Raw genomic sequence first — 16,070 nt, 5'->3', positions numbered from 1 at the left:
CCGGCGAAGGCGGCCTTGAGGCTGGTGCTGCTCTATCGGGCCGCTTCGCTGGCAAGCCAGCTCCTACAGGGGAATGCGTTCGCTTGGGATCAGGAATGGATATGTACTCGGTCAATAAATAATAGGTCGGCTGTCAGGACGCCGTCGTCGGAACGCCGCCCGCAGCAAGCCGGCTCCTACAGTAGATCGGGGACAGCCGCGGACGATTGGTCGGCTATAAGGCCGCCTTCGCGAGCAAGCCCGCTCCCACAGTTGGGATCGGGTACCGCCGCGAGAGACGGGTCGGCTGTAACGCCGTCATCGCTGCGATGCGGCGACCGGACAAGCCAGCTCCTACAAGGCCGCGCCGGTTCACTCGTCCTCTCCCTCACCTTCAGGTACAACACGATTCTGCGTCAGGTAGCGATCCAGCGTCTCGTTCTGCGCAGGTTGGGAATTATCCCCCGCCACCTGCCACAAATGCCGCTCGATCCCCTGGGCCAGCATATGCCCCACCGCCGCCTCGATCGCCGACAAAACACACAACTGCGCCGGTTCGTTGGTGGTGTAGCCCACCTCGGCCTCGAGCAGTTTCTTGAATTCGATGAACTTGAATACCCCGGCACTGCGGGCCACGGAGTAGATGGTCTTGCTGGTCATGACGTTGGACAGCACCTGGCCGCTGCGCACGTCCACCGCCCGCAGGTTCACCGTGACCTGGTCGACGCGATACTCACGGGCTATGTCGATGCCCAGGTAGCGCGCCCCTTCCCCGCCGCTACGTACGTTGGTGTCGTAGGCGATGATCCCGCCTTCGAGCATCATGTTCGCCGCTTGCAGCGGTGGCAGTTCCGCCTGGATGTTCACCGGGGTGTTGGGTTTCTTTTGCGAGGCGCGGATGATCTTGCGTTCGGTCAACAGGTTCTGCAGACCTTCACGCTCGAGCACCACGAACCAGCCGCTGGCCTGCAAGGCGTCCATCAGCATGCTCGCCGCGCCCTGGGTGACGCTGGTGGAGAACGAGCTGGCCGGGGTTGGCTTGTATTGCCCGGTCTGGTCACGGAAGCCGTAGACCACCGCCATCAAGCGGCCCTTGGGTCGTGGCATGTTGATCAAGTCATAATAAGTCGAGGCCCTTGGGGTCAGGGTCGGGGTTTGCGAGTCCTGTTCGGCCGGCATCGGCTCGCGCAGACTGCACCCCTGTAATGCCGCCAACATCAGCCCCAGCGCAATTATTTTTTTCATGTCCTTAACTCCCCATAAACCCGCATCCCCTCAAGGGGCCAGGCCATTCACCTGGATTTCCGAAACTTCGCCCGTGGCCCGGTCGGTGACGTTGATCGTCAGCGCACCGGAGTCGTCGACCACGTCGACGATGAAAGCGTCCGTGGACAGGCTCCCCGTGTTGCCGGTGGAGATGTTGTCCAGCAGTTGCCCGAGCAAACGCGATTGCAACTGGGCGCTGAAGCGCTCCAGGGCCGAGGTCCCGGCCACCGAGGTGCGATCCTTCAAGTCGGGATCGTCGTAGTCGTTCTGCGCCTGGGCATTGTTGAGCAGCCAGGTGCCGTTCAACGGGTTGCCGCCGAACGATGGGTTGACGGGCGTGTAGACCAGTTCCGTGCCCTGGGCCAGGGCGCAGGCGCCCAGGCCGAGCAAGCATCCACCGGCGCGCTGCAAAAACGTTTTCGCTTTCATAGTTCGTCCCTCTCAAGGTCCGTGGTGTCCTGCAACAAGGCTTCCAGCTTGCGCTGGACAATCTGCCCGCGTACCCAGTCGGCGGCGGCATAGGCCTCGTCCTTGAGCTCCACGGTGTTCGGCGGCAGGAAGCGCCGGTAAACCAGTCGTTGTTGAAATTCCACGGTCACCAGGCTGCCCCAGCGAGCCGAAGGTCGTTCGCGTACCACCAGGTTGAAATCCATCGGACTGGTGGCGCGCAGGCGTTCACTGAACGAGTAATAAAATTCGTGGCCGATGTGCGAGATCGTGTCGTCGACGATAAAGCCGAGCATTTCGTCCTCTTCACCGGCCCAGGTCACAGAGGTGCTCAACACCAGGATCAAGGCCAGGCAGAAGCGCTTCATGGCTGCACCGCCCGGGACGCTGCGGACTGGCCTTTGGCCGGGCCCGAGGCGCCGTCGAGGAAGGCTTTCTCGGCCACGAACTGCCAGTCCTTGTAGCTGGCCATGCCGTTGAAGTCCGACCACTGGCTGGGAAAATCCGCCTGCTTCAGGGGCTTGTCCGTGGACGGGCTGCTGATGCCGGTAATGCGTCCGTCGAAGCCGCGCATCAGAAACCATTCGCCGCCGCCAATCGGGTCCGGGTACAGCTGGCGGATATGGTGCTTGGCGCCGGGAAAACGCTCGTCCTGCACCAGGTCGGCGAGTTCCCTGGGGTACTGGGCCAGGCCTGGCGAACTGCGGTAATAGCTGCGCAGTGCCTGGGCGTACTGGGTGCCAACCCACAGCAACTGGCGTTCGCGGTCGCGGCGCGAGGCGGTGGACCACAGCTCGCCGGCACTGGCCAGGCCCATGCCCATCACCATGATCAGGAACAGCACACCCAGGTAGGTGAAGCCGTCTTGCCCCGCAGGCTTACCACTCGGAATAAAGGCTGCCATCACGGGCCCTCCCTGTGGCACCACTCTTGATATCGGCGACACCGCCGGCCACGCCATCAGGCGGTGCAACCATGACCCAGGCGTCCTTGCGTTCGGTGATCGGGTCCATCGGCGGGTTGCGCAGGTAACGCTGTTCAACAAGCTGCTCGATTGAATCGGGATAACGTCCGGTGTCACCGTAATAGTGATCCAGGGCTTCGCGCATCGCCGACAGGCTCTGGCGCAGGGTGGTCTCCCTGGAGGCCTCCAGGCTGTTGAAATAGCGTGGCAAGGCGATGGTCATCAGGGTCGCGATGATTGCCATGACCACCATCAGTTCCAGCAGGGTAAAACCCTTTTCCCGACGCATATTCTCACCACTCCCGGTAGGCGATGCCGTTGAGCCCTTTGCCGCGGGCCTTGGAGTAAACGTCAAAGACGTCCTCGCCCTCCCGCGGGTTCTGAGCCGTACTGTCGTAGGAGCGCACGCCCCAGCCGCCTTCGTCGTCGCGCTTGACCGGTGCCAGCGGGTCATGGGGCACGCGCCGCAGGAAGTAGAACTTGGCACCCTTGGCGCTGCGCACATCACGCACGCCTTCCACCAGCACCTGCAGGTTCGGCGGGTAGCCGCTGCTGTTGAGCGACTTCTCGATGTAACCGGCGTCGAACGCGCGCTTGTAGGCGTCGATGGCATCGCGGATCTGGTACAGCGCGGTGCGCAGTTCCTGCTCTTTGCCCCGGCGCACCACGGTCTCCGTCAGCGGCGCGGCCATGCCGGCAAGCAGGCCGATCAACGACAGCGTCACCACGACTTCGATCAGGGTAAAACCGCGTTGCGAGGCGTTCATGATCAAGGCTTCCCGACGGTAACGGTGGTCGCGATCGGTGCGCTCATGCCATTGGTCTTGACCTCTTCGACTTCGACCTTCGAACGATCCGGCGCCTGGATGTGCATGCTGGTTTCGGTGCCGGTGGTGAACTCCATGTCCGACGGGCTCTGGTACGGCAGGTTGCGCACGATCCGCGGGGTGATCGACAGCACCAGCTCGGATTTGCTGACGTCGTCCTTGTTGCTGCCGAACAGGCGACCCAGGCCAGGAATGTCGCCAAGGCCGGGAATCTTGTTGCCGGTGCTGCCATGGTCGTTGCGCATCAGGCCGGCGAGGATCTGGGTTTCGCCGTCATGCAGGCGCAGGGTGGTCTGCGCGTTGCGGGTATCGACCTGGACCGGAATCGTGCCCTGGCGGGTCGGCTCCAGGGGCGTGGCGTTACTCACTTCCAGGGCCACCTTGATCGCCACTTCGTTGTTCAGGTGCACGGTGGGCTGCACTTCCAGTTTCAGACCGACATCGAGGTAAGTCACGCTTTCGGTGATCACCGGTCCCTGGGTCGACGGCACCGACGTGGCGCTGATGATCGGCACGCGCTGGCCGATGTGGATGCGCGCCTGTTCGCGGTTGCTGACGCGGATGACCGGGCTGGCCAGGGTGTTGATGTCCTTGTCCTGGGCGTTGATCTTGGCCTGTGGCGACGGCTGGATGGTGATCCGGCTGGAGTTGATGCCCTTGAGCTGATCGAGCAGGGTCACCGCCGAACCGTCGCTGTTGACCACGCCGAAGGTGTTCGGCCATTGCAGGCCAAGGTCGAGGATGCGCTGGGTGGCGACTTCCATCACTTCCACTTCCAGCACCACTTCGGGGTTGGACTGATCCTGGGATTGCAGGAGTTTTTCCGCCATGCGCACGGCGTCGCCGGTGTCGCGCATGGTCAGGGTATTGAGGCGTTCGTCGACGAACACGTCGCGGGTCTTGAGCATGGTCTTGACCATGTTCAGCGCGGTGTTGGCATCGATGCTGGTCAGGTAGAAGGTGCGCATCACCAGTTCCTGGTAATCCTTGAGCTTCTGCGGCGAATCCGGGTAGATCAGCAGGGTGTTTTCGTTCACCACTTTCTGGTGCAGCTGGTTCTGTTGCAGCAGCAGTTCCACAGCGTCTTCAATGCGCACGTCACGCACGAAGATGGTGGCTTTCATGTCCGGGCGCAGGTCCTTGTCGAAGATGAAGTTCAAGCCGGCGACCTGGGACAGCACTTCGAAGATGGTCTTGAGGTTGGCGTCGCGAAATTCCAGGGTCACCGGTTTGTCCAGGCGGGTGCGCAGTTGCGGATAGGCCACCACGTTGCGGCTCTGCACCAGGCGGATATTGCTCTGCAGTTCCAGGGCGCCTTCGTTGTTCGGGTCCAGTTCGAGAATCTGTTTGACCTGACGCTCGGCGCCGTAGATGTCGCCGCGGCGCAGGTCGCCGCGGGCCAGTTCGAGTTTCTCGTCGAGGCTGCGCATGTGTTCGAGTTGGCGCATGGCGTCCTGGGCGCGGCGGTTGTTCGGTTCGATGGTCAACACCCGGCCGTAGGCCATGCGGGCCGACGCGAAATCACGCTGGGTGCGGTCCATGTCGGCCTGGGTCAGCAGTGCCGTGATCGCCCGGGCACGGGAGCTGTTGAGGGCGATGTGCAGTTCGGTGTCGCGAGGGTTTTCCCGCAAGCCCTCCTCGATCCGGGCCAGGCCGGCTTCGTACTGCCCCTGCTCCATCAACTCGGAGGCTTCTTCCTTGGCGACCTGCGCCGAGCTGCACGCAGCCAGCCCGGCACAGAGACAGAGGCTCATCAGCAAACGGGATTTGTTCATTGCGCGCTCCCCACAGACAAAGTCTGGGACAAATGCAGAGGCAAATAGACCAGGCTCAGTTCCAGATCGGAAATCCCCTCGATCTTCCATGTTTCGTCGATCACATCCCCTTTACGCACGACGTAGATCTTCTCGCCGTTTTGCAAAAACACTTGCAGGTCGGTGCGGTCATCGATTCGCCCGATGAACTGGAAAGGCATCGGCGGTGCAGTGGGGACCTGCACCACCGGCGCGACGTTGACCGGTTTTTCGGTGACGCTGGCCAGGGTTGGCGCGGCCTTCCAGCTGCGCGCGGCGAACAGGTCGCCCGCCGGGCTCAGGTCCTTGATCGGCACGGGCGCAGCGGAGGCTTGCGCCGCTGGCAACGCGCTACGTTTTTTGCCTTTGGCCGGCGTGGCCACGGCGGCCACGGCAAGGTCGCTGTCGTCGGCCGGCTTGAAGTAGTCGGGCAACCAGGTCAGCGCCGCGGCCACGCCGAGGAACGCCACCCAACCCATAGTGCGTTTGCTGTTCATCATGACCTCGACAGGTAAAGGGTCATGCGGATCCGCCCATTGAGGTCGGTGTCGGCGATCTTCTTGCGTTGCAACTCCAGGTCTTCCACCACCACCGCCGGCAACTGGCCGAGCAAGGCGTGCATGAAGCGCCGCAGTTGCGGGTAGCTGCCCCGCACCGGCAACAGGATCTGGTAACGGGCCAGGTGGGTCTTGGGATCGATGCCCAGGGAGTACTCGCCCCGAGACAGGGTGATGCGTTCCTGGGCGGCCAGCGCATAGATCTTGTCGATGGCGACGGTAGCCTGGGGCTGGGTCGGCAACTTGCTGCGGAAATCATCGAGCTGACGTTGCGGTACCACCGGTGCGGCGACCGAACCCTCTTCGACCTTGGCCAGGTATTCGCGGGCTTCGCGGGTCTGCTGGCTCAGCTGCTGCAATGACTGCCAGTCCGGCAACAGGCCGAACAGCCCATAGGTCAACGCCACTACCAGCATGGCCAGCCCCGCCAGGCCAGGCACGCCCAGGCTTTGCAGGTATTCGTGGACGATCAATCTAGGGATTTGCATCGCCAATCTCCCAGGTAGCCGACAAGTTGAATTGCACCGGGTGTTCCGGCACGTTGGCGACGATTTCGTGGCTGAGCAACGACACGTCGGAGAGCTCGTCGCTGGCTTCGAGGCGGCGGTGGAAGTCGAGCATGGCGTCCAGGTCGCGCGCCTCGGCGCTGATCCGCACCTGGCCCTTGCGGGCATCCGGGGTCAGGGTGAGCAAGGCAACGTTGTCCCGGGGCATGGCTTCCAGGGTGGCGAACAGACGCTCCCAAGGGCGGCGCAACTGCTGCGAGACCTTGCGCATCTCGGCCAGGTTCTGCGCCTGCTCGCGGGTTTCGGCCGGGGTCAGGCTGACCTTGCCGCCGGTGTCGCCGGTGAGCACCCGTTGGGTGGTTTGCAGGTGACCTTGCTGTTGTTCGGCCTCACCGCTGAGGTGTTGCGCAAACACGATGCAGGTCAGCGCCAGCACCACGCCACCGGCCAGCAGGCTCCAGCCCAGGGGGCTCGAGCGGCGGCGTGGCTGAAAGTCGAGCATCAGCGGGCGCATGTCAGGCCACCGTCCGGGACATGACGTACAGGCAATCGCGTACGCAGGTCCGGCCTTCTTCGAGGGTGCGCAGGTGCACACCGGGCACTTCAGGATGGGAGTCGATGCGTGCCGGTGCGTGCAGGTAGACGTTCAGCGGCCGTTCGCTGGCAGAGGCCTGCAATTGGCATTCGCGTCCGACCAGTGCGCTCAGTGCGGCATCGCTGTCGCTGCTGCCCACCGAACGCACCGCTGTCCAGCGGCCATCGCGGGCCAGCAGCAAGACGCTGCGCACCGGCTCGGCGACCACGAACAGGAAGTCGCCGGCGTCGAAGCTTTTGTCGAAGTGATTGAACGCCGCCATCAGGTACGGTTGCACCGAGCGCAGGCGCAGGCCACGGCCGCTGACCAGGGTACGCAGGCGCTCGAGCAAATCCTGCGGCAGCGCCGTAGCGATGCGGTCATAACCGGCGGGTTCGGCCGACAGCACCAGGTCCCAGGGTTGGTTCGCCGCGCCGTAGAGGTCTTCCAGGCACAGCTGGGCAAACCCCTGCAGCTCGGCGGGGCTGCTGATCTGCTCGCTCCAGGGCACCAGGCAGAACCGGCTGAAGTGGCCGGAGACCACCACGGTCAACTCGGCACCGGCGCGGGCATGTTCGCCCAGCAGGCGGTCGAGGGTTTCCAGGGCGACCGCCCAGGCCATGAACCCTTCATCGATGAAGCCGACGCTGCCCAGCCACAGGGTGTCGCCACCTTGACGCTGACCGAGGCCGACACCGCTGGCGCCGAGCACGGCGACATAACGCTCACGAGATAAAAGTGACACGATTGATCTCCTCGAGAGTGGTCCGGCCTTGTTGCACCAGTTCCAGCGCCGACTCGCGCAGCAGGCGCAAGCCACGTTTGCAGGCGTGTGCCTTGATTTTCGAAATCGGTTGGCGCTCGACGATCATCTGCCGCAGCTCGTCGTCCAGGTGCAGCAGCTCGGCAATCGCGCTGCGGCCGCGGTAGCCGGTGCCACGACAATGACCGCAGCCCTTGCCGTGGACGAACTGGTAGTGGCCGACCTGTTGCGGGTCCAGGCCCGAGCTTGAAAGCTCTTCTTCGCTCGGCGTGTACGGCGTGCTGCAAGCGCTGCACACCAGGCGGATCAGGCGCTGGGCCAATACCGCATTGAGCGCGGAAACCAGGCTGTAGGGGTCGATCTCCATCTGGGTGAAGCGTCCGATCACGTCGAACACGTTGTTGGCGTGGATGGTGGTGAACACCAGGTGCCCCGTGAGCGCCGACTGCACCGCGATCTGCGCGGTGTCGGGGTCGCGGATCTCGCCGACCATGATCTTGTCCGGGTCGTGGCGCAGGATCGAGCGCAGGCCGCGGGCAAAAGTCAGGCCTTTCTTTTCGTTGACCGGGATTTGCAGCACGCCCGGCAGCTGGTATTCGACCGGGTCTTCGATGGTGATGATCTTGTCCACGCCGTGGTTGATCTCGGTGATCATCGCGTACAGCGTGGTGGTCTTGCCGCTGCCGGTGGGGCCGGTGACCAGCACCATGCCGTAGGGTTCGGCGGCCAGGCGGCGCAGTTGGCGCAGGGTTTCCTCTTCAAAGCCCAGGGCCTGCAACTGCACGCCGCAGACCTTGTCGGCCAGGTCCTGCTTGTCGAGCACCCGCAGCACCGCGTCCTCGCCGAAAATGCTCGGCATGATCGACACCCGGAAGTCGATCTGGCGGCCGCTGATGCCGATCTTGAAACGCCCGTCCTGGGGCACGCGTTTTTCGCCGATGTCCAGTTCGGCCATGACCTTGACCCGGGAAATCACCTGCTCGGCGAACTCGTTGCCCTGGATCTTGCTGATGTTGTTGAGCACGCCATCGATGCGGTACTTGATCACCAGGCCGCTGCCGGTGGTGCCCAGGTGGATATCGCTGGCGTGCATCTTCAGCGCGTCGTAGAGGGTCGAGTTGACCAGCTTGACCACCACGCTGGAGTCTTCGCTGATGCTGGTCAGGGACAGGCTTTGCAGGGTGTCGATCTCGGTATTGCCGTCGGCCTGGGCGTTGAGCGACTCCACCGCGTGGAAGCTCTCTTCGTGGCGCGCCAGGTAGGCTTTCAGGTCGTCGGCATGCACCAGGTACAGCGGCGCGCCGTGCAGGCAGTCGTCGATCCAGGCAAGGCGTGCAGTGTCGAAGGGGTCGGCAAACACGCCAATGACCGCGTCGGCGTGACGCAGCAGGATGAATTCGCGCTTGAGGCATTGGGCCAGGGTGACCCGGTCGAATACCGGGGTCGATTGAAACAGGCTGTCGGTGTCGAGCACCGGGTAGTGAAGGGTTGCGCCCAGGCACTGGATAAAGGGCATGGGGGCCAGTTCGCAGAGCACCCCGAGGGCTTCGAGCATCCGCTCGCCGGTACTGCCGGCCCGGGAACGGGCCTGGGCCAGTTGCTCACTGGAAAAACGAGTCGGTACAGAGTCCAGCGGTGGCACATCGACGACAAGGGATAGACGGTCCATGGCTTGCTCTCCAACACCCGGGGCTTAGAGCCCTGTCGGCGCGGCGAGCAATTGCGGCATGTGCCGTAACCTCTTGTCGCGCCATTACTCCCCGGTGAGCAATTGTTCGTCGTCTGGCGCTGTGGAGGCCGAGGTACTTCGTCGGCGATCTGCTAGCACCCAACTACCGTCGTACAACTGCAGCGGGAAACTCTCGGTCCTGCTCTGGCGTCGTTCGACAAAGCCTTCGGAACTGCTCACCGCCGCGTTGGGTTCGCGCTGTCGCCCCAGAAGATCAAGCACTGCACGCGCCAGTTCCGCCATCGGAAAGGGTTTGAACAGGATATGGCTGACTTCCAGTTGCCGGGCCCTTTCGCAAACCTCTGCGGTGGGGTGCCCCGTGATCAGCACAAAATGACACTTCCTGTTCTGGCGGACGGCATCGAGCACCTCAAAGCCTTCCATATCGGGCAAGCGGTAATCGAACACCATCACATCGGGTGCGAAGTCGCCGGCTTCAGCGATTCCTTGCGCACCGTCGTGAGCAATCCGGACTTCCAACCCTTGCGCCTGCAGGTAACCCTGGAGGTTTTCTGCAAGAAGTTGTTCGTCTTCAACAACCAGTACTTTGTTTAACAAGGTGGACTCCTTGAACCCCAGGTCCGAGTACCGAACCTGGCGGAGTGCGCGCCTTGATAGGTCTAACGCACACTTCATGCCAGGCTGAGTGCCGGTAATTTTATGTATTCATGTCCTTGAATTTAAAAGCAATGCCGTTTCGTCCACATGCCCCACCCCCCAAAAGCGGGGGAAAGCGAACGGACGTGCAGCGAAGCTTTCCCCCACTGTTGGGGAAAGCTCATTGATCGTCAATTCTTTCGATGCTGTTGCTTGCGCGCAGCTGCGCCAGCGCCTGCAGACGCGCCTGGACCTGTTTCTGTCGGGCAAGGTAGGCCCGAACCATTTCAAGTCCCTGCTCTTGTGTGACATCGGCGGCCTCCATTCGGTTCTCCAACAGGATCAAATGCCAGCCCACCGCCGTGCGCACCGGCTCGCTGACGGACCCGGGTTTGAGGGCAAAGGCTGCGGCTTCGAACTCCGGCATCATGCGCCCCCGGGCAAAGTAACCCAGGTCGCCGCCGGCGCTGGCCGAAGCGTCTTCGGAACCGCTACGAGCGACGCTGGCAAAATCGGCGCCTTCACGGATGCTCGTGTGCAGTGCCTGCAAGCGTAGTCTCGCGGCTTCGACTGTGGAAGCGTCCGCCCCCTGAGGCACTTTTATCAGGATATGCCTGACCTGGATTTCCTCGGGACGGTTCATCTCGGCGCGGTGCTCCTGATAGAACGCCCGCACCTCTTTTTCGTCCGGCTCGACGACCCTCGTGAGTTCAGTAAACATCTGCTGCGCCGCCAGGTCGCGGCGGGTGTACTCGATGTAAGAAGCCTCATCGAAACCGGCGTCTTCCAGGCGCCGGGCGAACACCTGTGGGCCACCCATGGCCTGGCGGGTCTGGTCCACCTGGGCTTGCACCGTGGCATCGCTGATCACCACCCCGCGCTTGAGCGCCTCCTGCCACAGCAGTTCCTTGTCGATCAGTGCATCCAGCGCCGCCGTGCGCAGCTGTTTGTAGGCGCTGGGGCTGCGGATGCTGGCGACCGCCCGGCCCTGATCCTCCAGGTATTCGGCGAAATAGCGCTCCAGGCGTAGCTGGGAAATTTCCTCGCCATTGACCCGTGCCACGGCCGGGCCATTGCTGCAAAACGCGGCGGGCACCCACAGGGTCAACAGCACCATTACAGTCGTGAGTTTCATCTTCGGCCTCCGGATCAGGGCGTGGCGGCAATGGGTTTGTAGGGGGCGACCAGATAGAAGCGCTGGTCGGGCAGGTCCACGGTGACCACATGGGCGCCGCTCAGGCCCAGGCGTCGGCCCGGCCCGAAACTGATCAGCGGGGTCAGGCCGGTATCGAAGTCGTGCAGGCCTTCCAGGGCATTGATGAGTTTTTCCCGGCTGGCATCGCGCCCCGCCTGCTTCATGCCCTCGCTGAGCAGCAGCATCGAACTGTAGGCCCCGACCTGCAGCACCGCGTGTTCGCCGCCGAGCTTCTGGCGTTCGCGCAATTGGGTCAGGGCGGTGCGCCCGGTGCGCGTCCAGTCGCTGGGCACGAACGGATACGCCAGGAACACCCGCCGGGAAAACCCGCTGGGCACCTGCATCAGATCCCCCGCCACCTGGTTCGAGGCGGCGAACAGATAAGGCACCTGGCCCGCGGTCTGCAAGCGCGCGGCCAAACGACTGAAGCCGCCACTGCTGCCCATGTAGAACACCGAGCGCGAGCCCAGTGGCAACTCGTCCTGCGCCGTCTCGTAGGGTTGCAGGCGCACTTTCTGCCAGGCGTTGTCCTGCAGGTATTGGGCAAGTTTCTCCGCCGCCAGGCGCTGGCCCGGCTCGTTCGGGTAGGCGATCAGCGTCGGGCCCTGCAGCACGCGCAGGCTGGTGGCGGCGTAGTTGGCCAGGGCAATCATCTGTTCGCGCAGCCCCGGCAGCGGCTCGAAAATCTGCCGACTGGCCTGGGCCGTGCCCTGCAACGACAGCGGCCCGATCAGGGGCACGCCGGCCTGCTCCAGGCGCGGGGCCAGTTCGTTATCCAGCGCCGGCACCAGCGGTGCGACCAGGGCGAACACCTGTTCCTGTTCGATCAACTGGTCGAGCGCATGCTCGGCGCTGACACGGTCGGGACCGGGATCGAGGATGGTCAGGCGCAACTGCCGGCCATGGATCCCGCCCGCTTCGTTGATCCGCGCCACGCTGCCCCGCAGCACCGCCGCCACCGTGGTGCCCTCCTCGCCCAACACGCCAGTGCTCGGCAGCAAGGTGCCCAGGTGCAGGCTGTCGGGGCTCAGGCCCGGATCGCGCTCATCAGCCAGGCGCTTGAGGTAGGCCGTCAGGTTGCGTTGATCGCTCATCGACAGGACGAACCGCGGCATCGCCGAATCCAGCCGGTTGTTGCCCGAGTCACGCCCCTCCTGGATCGCACGGGCCACAGTGCCCTCGGTGTAGGCTGGGTAGGCACGTCCGTTGATCTGCTGCTGGCCGTAGGTGCTGGTCAGCCGCGACCAGCTCAGGTCCGGCGGGCGCACCCCGCCTTCCGGGCGCCCCAGGCCATCGCTGCCGTGGCAGTTGGCGCAGGGCACGCTGGTGGCCGGCAGCAGCATGCCCGCCGCGCCGATCCGGGCCATGATCGGCTCACCTTTGGCGGAGACACCTTCGCGGTACAGCCGCTTGCCCGCGCTTTCGCTGGGCGTCAGCGTTAATGCCTGGGCGCTCAGGCTGATGCCGCCGAGGAGAAGCAGGCCGAGGATCAGGGCGTTTTTCATGGCCCTGGCTCAGCGACCGGCCACGGGCATTGCCAGCAACTGCAAGCGCTGGGCAATGGCGGCGGCCGGGGCATCGGGACGGATCTTGCTCCAGCGCTTGTTCGCCACGTCACCGACGATCAGCTGGGTGGAGTGCTGCTCGGGGGACGGTATGACCTGGCCGATACGGCCCAGGACCAGGTCCATCTGCGCTTTGTCGCCGGTAAGAAAAAGCCAGTGGGGCTCATCGACGCCCTGCTTCAAGGTGTAAGCCTTGAGTACCGCCGGGGTGTCCCGCAGCGGATCACTGGTAAGGGAGATAAAGGTGATGCCGTCCGCCTTGTCGCCCAGCACTTCGCGCACTTGCTTGAGCTTCTGGGTGATCAACGGGCAGGCATCGGTGCAACTGGTGAAAATCACATTGAGCAGCACCACGCGGTTTTCCAGCGCGTCGCTGTAGAAACGCAGGGTATTGCCGTTCTGGTCCTGCAACGGCGTATCGGTGAACCAGGTCTTGGCATCGCGGGTGCCAGCGGTCGGCTGGGCGGTGGCCGCCACCGTATCGGCGGCAGGCGCCGCGGGTGCATGCCCTTCGTGGGCCATGGCCAGGGCGCTGGCGAGGCAGGCGCAGAGGCTCAGGGCGAACCCGTGGAGAAGTCTCATGGCTGATGCTCCATGGCGATGGCGGTGTGTTTGGCATGGGTGTTGCGTTCACCGCTGAGCTTCTCCACCTGCCGGGTCAATATGTTCGGGTCGGTGAAGCCGTAGTAGCGGGTCCAGTGGCGACTGTTGCCGTCCCCCACCAGGATCAGCGGCGCATGGTTCTTGAAGTCGCCACTGAAGCTGCCCAAACCCTTGAGGGTTTCGTTGACCGACTGCGTGGAACCGGTCAGCCAGCTCCAGCCCGGGCCGTTCTGGAAGGCGCGGGCGTAGTCGTTGAGGCGCTTGGCGTCGTCGCGCTGTGGGTCGATGCTGATCGACACCAACTGCACCTCGGTGCCGACCCGCGCACCCAGCTGTTTCTGCACCTTGCCCATGATCGAGGACACCACCGGGCAGACCGTGGTGCAACTGGTGTAGATGAAGCTCATGACCACGATCTTGTTGGCCACCAGGTCTTTTTCCAGGCGCACGGTCTTGCCGCTCTGGTCCACCAGCGCGACGTCGGCAAACTTGACCTGGGCGGTCTCGGAACTGGTGCTCTTGGCCGCCTGGGTGTGGCCGGCATGTTCGTCTACCGAGTGGGCCAGGGCCTGGCCGATGGCTAATTCCAACGAGCAGGCCAACAGGCAGATCGTCAGCAGTCCATGATGTGCGAATCGGTTCATGTCGATGTCCTCTTCAATGAGCAATGCCTGGGGTTACCCGAACGCTGGCAAAAGTCTGGTCGTCGAAATTCGCGCCCAGGGACGCCGCACGCACGTGCAGGTACCAGGCGCCTTTTTGGTCAAGGGTGACCGGGGCTTCATAAATGCCATTGCCGACGTCCCGTGCTGCGACGTGCTGGGGCCGTGAACTCGGCGCGAGGAAGTAACGCACCTGCACGTCCTTGACCCCGCTGCGCTGGACCTTCTGCTTGCCCTGGACGATACGAAAGCGCACGACATAAGGGCTGCCCAAAGCGGCCGTGGTCTTGTCGAGCATGAACTCCACTTTCGGCACGCCGGCGACGGGCGGGAGTTTGTCGTTGGTCTCCACCACGGCGCTGAAGCAATGGATGATGTTGGGCTGGTTGAGCAGGAACGCCACGTCGAAGCGCCCCGCCGCCGGCAGCTTGATCCGCGAGCTGTACAGCCCCGGTTCGACCTCGCGCAGGCTGCGGTCGATGACCAGTGCTGCCCGCGCCACCTGCCCGCGATTGGGGTAGCCGGACATCGGCGCGTTCATGCCTTCGGCATAGAAGTAGGTGGTGTTGTCCACCGGGTTGACCACAAACACCGCGTTGTCGTCCCGCGACACCGCCAGGCTCGACGCCAGGGGCAGGTCACCGGCCAGCCGTGGTGGCTGCGGCCCGGCTTCGAAACCCTGGCTGATCGGCTTGCGGCCTTCGCCGAGGGACGCCAGGTTGATCATCGTCACCTTGGCCGAGGCCAGGCCGCGCACGTAGGCATAGGCCTTGGTGAACACCACCTGGTAGGGTTCGGCGGACACGTCCAGTTCATGGATCAGCGCATCGTTGGCCGCATCGATCACCGCGGCCTGGTTCTCCAGGGTATTGAGCACGATGCCGAAACGCCCGTCGGCGCTGAAGCCCATGGGGCCAAGGCCCTGCTTGACCTTGATCACCCGCCGCACCGACTGGCTCGCGGCATCGACCACGGTCACCGTGCCGTCCTTGCCATCGGCCACATAGGCCGCGTCGGACAGTGGCGAGTACGCCACCGACAGCGGGTGCGAACCGGTCTTGAGCTGCTTGGCGATGGTCAGGCTGGCGATATCGATGAGGCTGACGGTGCCGTCGTCGCGGTTGGTGACAAAGGCAAAACGGCTGTCCTTGCTGAAGGCGATCTCGTGGTGGCCGCTGCCGGTGGCCAGGTGCTTGAGGGTCTTGAGCGTGGCGGTGTCGATCACCGTGACCCCGGATTGCTCGGCCGACGGAGCATTGTTGCCCACCCACAGCAGGCGCTCGTCCGGTTGCAAGGCCACGCGCACCGGGTTACTCCCGGCGGCCACCGAGTCGATCAGCTTGAATTGCTCACTGTCGATCACCGCGACTTCGCCCGCCGTCGGCATCGACACGAATACCCGCTTGTTGTCCCTGGGGGTGACCCAATCCATCGGCGGTTGCTTGATGTCGATGCGGGTCAGGGTGCTGGTGATACCGCCCACCGAGACTGACGGGTCGACCACCGAGACGCTGGCATCACGGTTCATCACCATCAGGAAATAGCTGTTGAGATCGAGCAGCGGCCGTGCGCCGATACTCGACTTGAGGAACACCCCGACCCGGGCCTTGCAGCTCTGTTCGCGGCCCTGGGCCTGGTCGGCAGCAACGGTTTCCGGGTCAATCCAGGCGCCGGGGGCGATGCCCGCCAGCGGTTGGCCGGACGCCTTGTCGGTGACCTTGAAACGCACGTCGGCAAACTCACCCTCGCGCAACACGCCGCCTTCGGCCAGCGGCCGTACTTCCAGGGCCACCGACACGCCGTCGCGTTCAAGGGTCTGGTCGCTCCAGGTGTCGGGTAGCGCAATGTCGCTGAGCAGGGTCGGTGGCGATGTGCGCCACACCCCGAACCAGATCAGCGCGACCCCGACGATCAGCGCCACGCTGGCGATTTTGATGGTCCTGTTCATGTCACTCTCCCCTTCAGATCTATCCCTGCCTCACCGCGCCCCCCTGTAGGAGCTGGCTTGCCAGCGAAGGCGTCAGCACATTCAACATTGATGTG

18 protein-coding genes are annotated in these 16,070 nt (G+C 63.8%); all 18 read right to left on the bottom strand.

Annotated elements, in window-relative coordinates:
• Positions 1 to 351: 351 nt before the first annotated feature.
• The gene (locus NPS56_RS22595) at positions 352 to 1,224 is read right to left on the bottom strand and encodes a CsgG/HfaB family protein (RefSeq protein ID WP_274076680.1); all 873 of its coding nucleotides are present in this window, start codon (positions 1,222 to 1,224) and stop codon (positions 352 to 354) included.
• A gap of 30 nt (positions 1,225 to 1,254) precedes the next feature.
• Positions 1,255 to 1,674 carry a curli assembly protein CsgF gene (locus NPS56_RS22590; RefSeq protein WP_274076679.1) on the bottom strand — a complete coding sequence of 140 codons (420 nt, stop codon included), beginning with the start codon at positions 1,672 to 1,674 and terminating at the stop codon, positions 1,255 to 1,257.
• On the bottom strand, positions 1,671 to 2,060 hold the full coding sequence (csgE, locus tag NPS56_RS22585; protein ID WP_274076678.1) for a curli production assembly/transport protein CsgE: 390 nt from the start codon (positions 2,058 to 2,060) through the stop codon (positions 1,671 to 1,673). Before csgE ends, NPS56_RS22590 begins: the two co-directional genes overlap by 4 nt.
• The gene (locus NPS56_RS22580; protein ID WP_274076677.1) at positions 2,057 to 2,596 is read right to left on the bottom strand and encodes a type II secretion system protein; all 540 of its coding nucleotides are present in this window, start codon (positions 2,594 to 2,596) and stop codon (positions 2,057 to 2,059) included. Before NPS56_RS22580 ends, csgE begins: the two co-directional genes overlap by 4 nt.
• A complete protein-coding gene (locus NPS56_RS22575) occupies positions 2,571 to 2,945 on the bottom strand; it encodes a type II secretion system protein (RefSeq protein ID WP_274076676.1) in 375 nt (124 codons plus the stop codon). Before NPS56_RS22575 ends, NPS56_RS22580 begins: the two co-directional genes overlap by 26 nt.
• A 4-nt stretch (positions 2,946 to 2,949) precedes the next feature.
• Positions 2,950 to 3,423, bottom strand: a complete 474-nt coding sequence (locus NPS56_RS22570) for a type II secretion system protein (RefSeq protein ID WP_046815448.1) — start codon at positions 3,421 to 3,423, stop codon at positions 2,950 to 2,952.
• Positions 3,424 to 3,425: 2 nt separating this feature from the next.
• On the bottom strand, positions 3,426 to 5,258 hold the full coding sequence (locus tag NPS56_RS22565) for a secretin N-terminal domain-containing protein (RefSeq protein ID WP_274076674.1): 1,833 nt from the start codon (positions 5,256 to 5,258) through the stop codon (positions 3,426 to 3,428).
• Positions 5,255 to 5,773 (bottom strand): hypothetical protein, encoded by a 519-nt coding sequence (locus NPS56_RS22560; protein WP_274076673.1) that lies wholly within the window; start codon positions 5,771 to 5,773, stop codon positions 5,255 to 5,257. Before NPS56_RS22560 ends, NPS56_RS22565 begins: the two co-directional genes overlap by 4 nt.
• Positions 5,773 to 6,321 (bottom strand): GspMb/PilO family protein, encoded by a 549-nt coding sequence (locus tag NPS56_RS22555; RefSeq protein WP_274076672.1) that lies wholly within the window; start codon positions 6,319 to 6,321, stop codon positions 5,773 to 5,775. Before NPS56_RS22555 ends, NPS56_RS22560 begins: the two co-directional genes overlap by 1 nt.
• Positions 6,308 to 6,853: a PilN domain-containing protein gene (locus tag NPS56_RS22550; RefSeq protein ID WP_274076671.1), complete on the bottom strand. Its 546-nt coding sequence runs from the start codon at positions 6,851 to 6,853 to the stop codon at positions 6,308 to 6,310. The genes NPS56_RS22555 and NPS56_RS22550 overlap by 14 nt, the downstream gene beginning before the upstream one ends.
• Before the next feature lies 1 nt (position 6,854).
• Positions 6,855 to 7,658, bottom strand: coding sequence for a hypothetical protein (locus tag NPS56_RS22545; RefSeq protein WP_274076670.1), 804 nt, complete (start codon positions 7,656 to 7,658; stop codon positions 6,855 to 6,857).
• A complete protein-coding gene (locus tag NPS56_RS22540) occupies positions 7,639 to 9,345 on the bottom strand; it encodes a GspE/PulE family protein (RefSeq protein ID WP_274076669.1) in 1,707 nt (568 codons plus the stop codon). The genes NPS56_RS22545 and NPS56_RS22540 overlap by 20 nt, the downstream gene beginning before the upstream one ends.
• Positions 9,346 to 9,429: 84 nt before the next feature.
• Positions 9,430 to 9,963, bottom strand: a complete 534-nt coding sequence (locus NPS56_RS22535) for a response regulator (protein WP_274076668.1) — start codon at positions 9,961 to 9,963, stop codon at positions 9,430 to 9,432.
• 220 nt (positions 9,964 to 10,183) lie between these two features.
• Positions 10,184 to 11,137 (bottom strand): peptidylprolyl isomerase, encoded by a 954-nt coding sequence (locus NPS56_RS22530; RefSeq protein WP_274076667.1) that lies wholly within the window; start codon positions 11,135 to 11,137, stop codon positions 10,184 to 10,186.
• 14 nt (positions 11,138 to 11,151) lie between these two features.
• Positions 11,152 to 12,702 carry an ABC transporter substrate-binding protein gene (locus NPS56_RS22525; RefSeq protein ID WP_274076666.1) on the bottom strand — a complete coding sequence of 517 codons (1,551 nt, stop codon included), beginning with the start codon at positions 12,700 to 12,702 and terminating at the stop codon, positions 11,152 to 11,154.
• Positions 12,703 to 12,711: 9 nt separating this feature from the next.
• Positions 12,712 to 13,344 carry an SCO family protein gene (locus tag NPS56_RS22520; RefSeq protein ID WP_274076665.1) on the bottom strand — a complete coding sequence of 211 codons (633 nt, stop codon included), beginning with the start codon at positions 13,342 to 13,344 and terminating at the stop codon, positions 12,712 to 12,714.
• Positions 13,341 to 14,009, bottom strand: a complete 669-nt coding sequence (locus NPS56_RS22515; RefSeq protein ID WP_274076664.1) for an SCO family protein — start codon at positions 14,007 to 14,009, stop codon at positions 13,341 to 13,343. The genes NPS56_RS22520 and NPS56_RS22515 overlap by 4 nt, the downstream gene beginning before the upstream one ends.
• A 13-nt stretch (positions 14,010 to 14,022) precedes the next feature.
• Positions 14,023 to 15,975 carry a YncE family protein gene (locus NPS56_RS22510; RefSeq protein ID WP_274076663.1) on the bottom strand — a complete coding sequence of 651 codons (1,953 nt, stop codon included), beginning with the start codon at positions 15,973 to 15,975 and terminating at the stop codon, positions 14,023 to 14,025.
• Between the last annotated feature and the right edge of the window lie 95 nt (positions 15,976 to 16,070).

Source organism: Pseudomonas putida, assembly GCF_028682635.1.
GTDB lineage: Bacteria > Pseudomonadota > Gammaproteobacteria > Pseudomonadales > Pseudomonadaceae > Aquipseudomonas > Aquipseudomonas putida_AE.
This window is presented reverse-complemented; position numbering and strand designations above follow the sequence as displayed.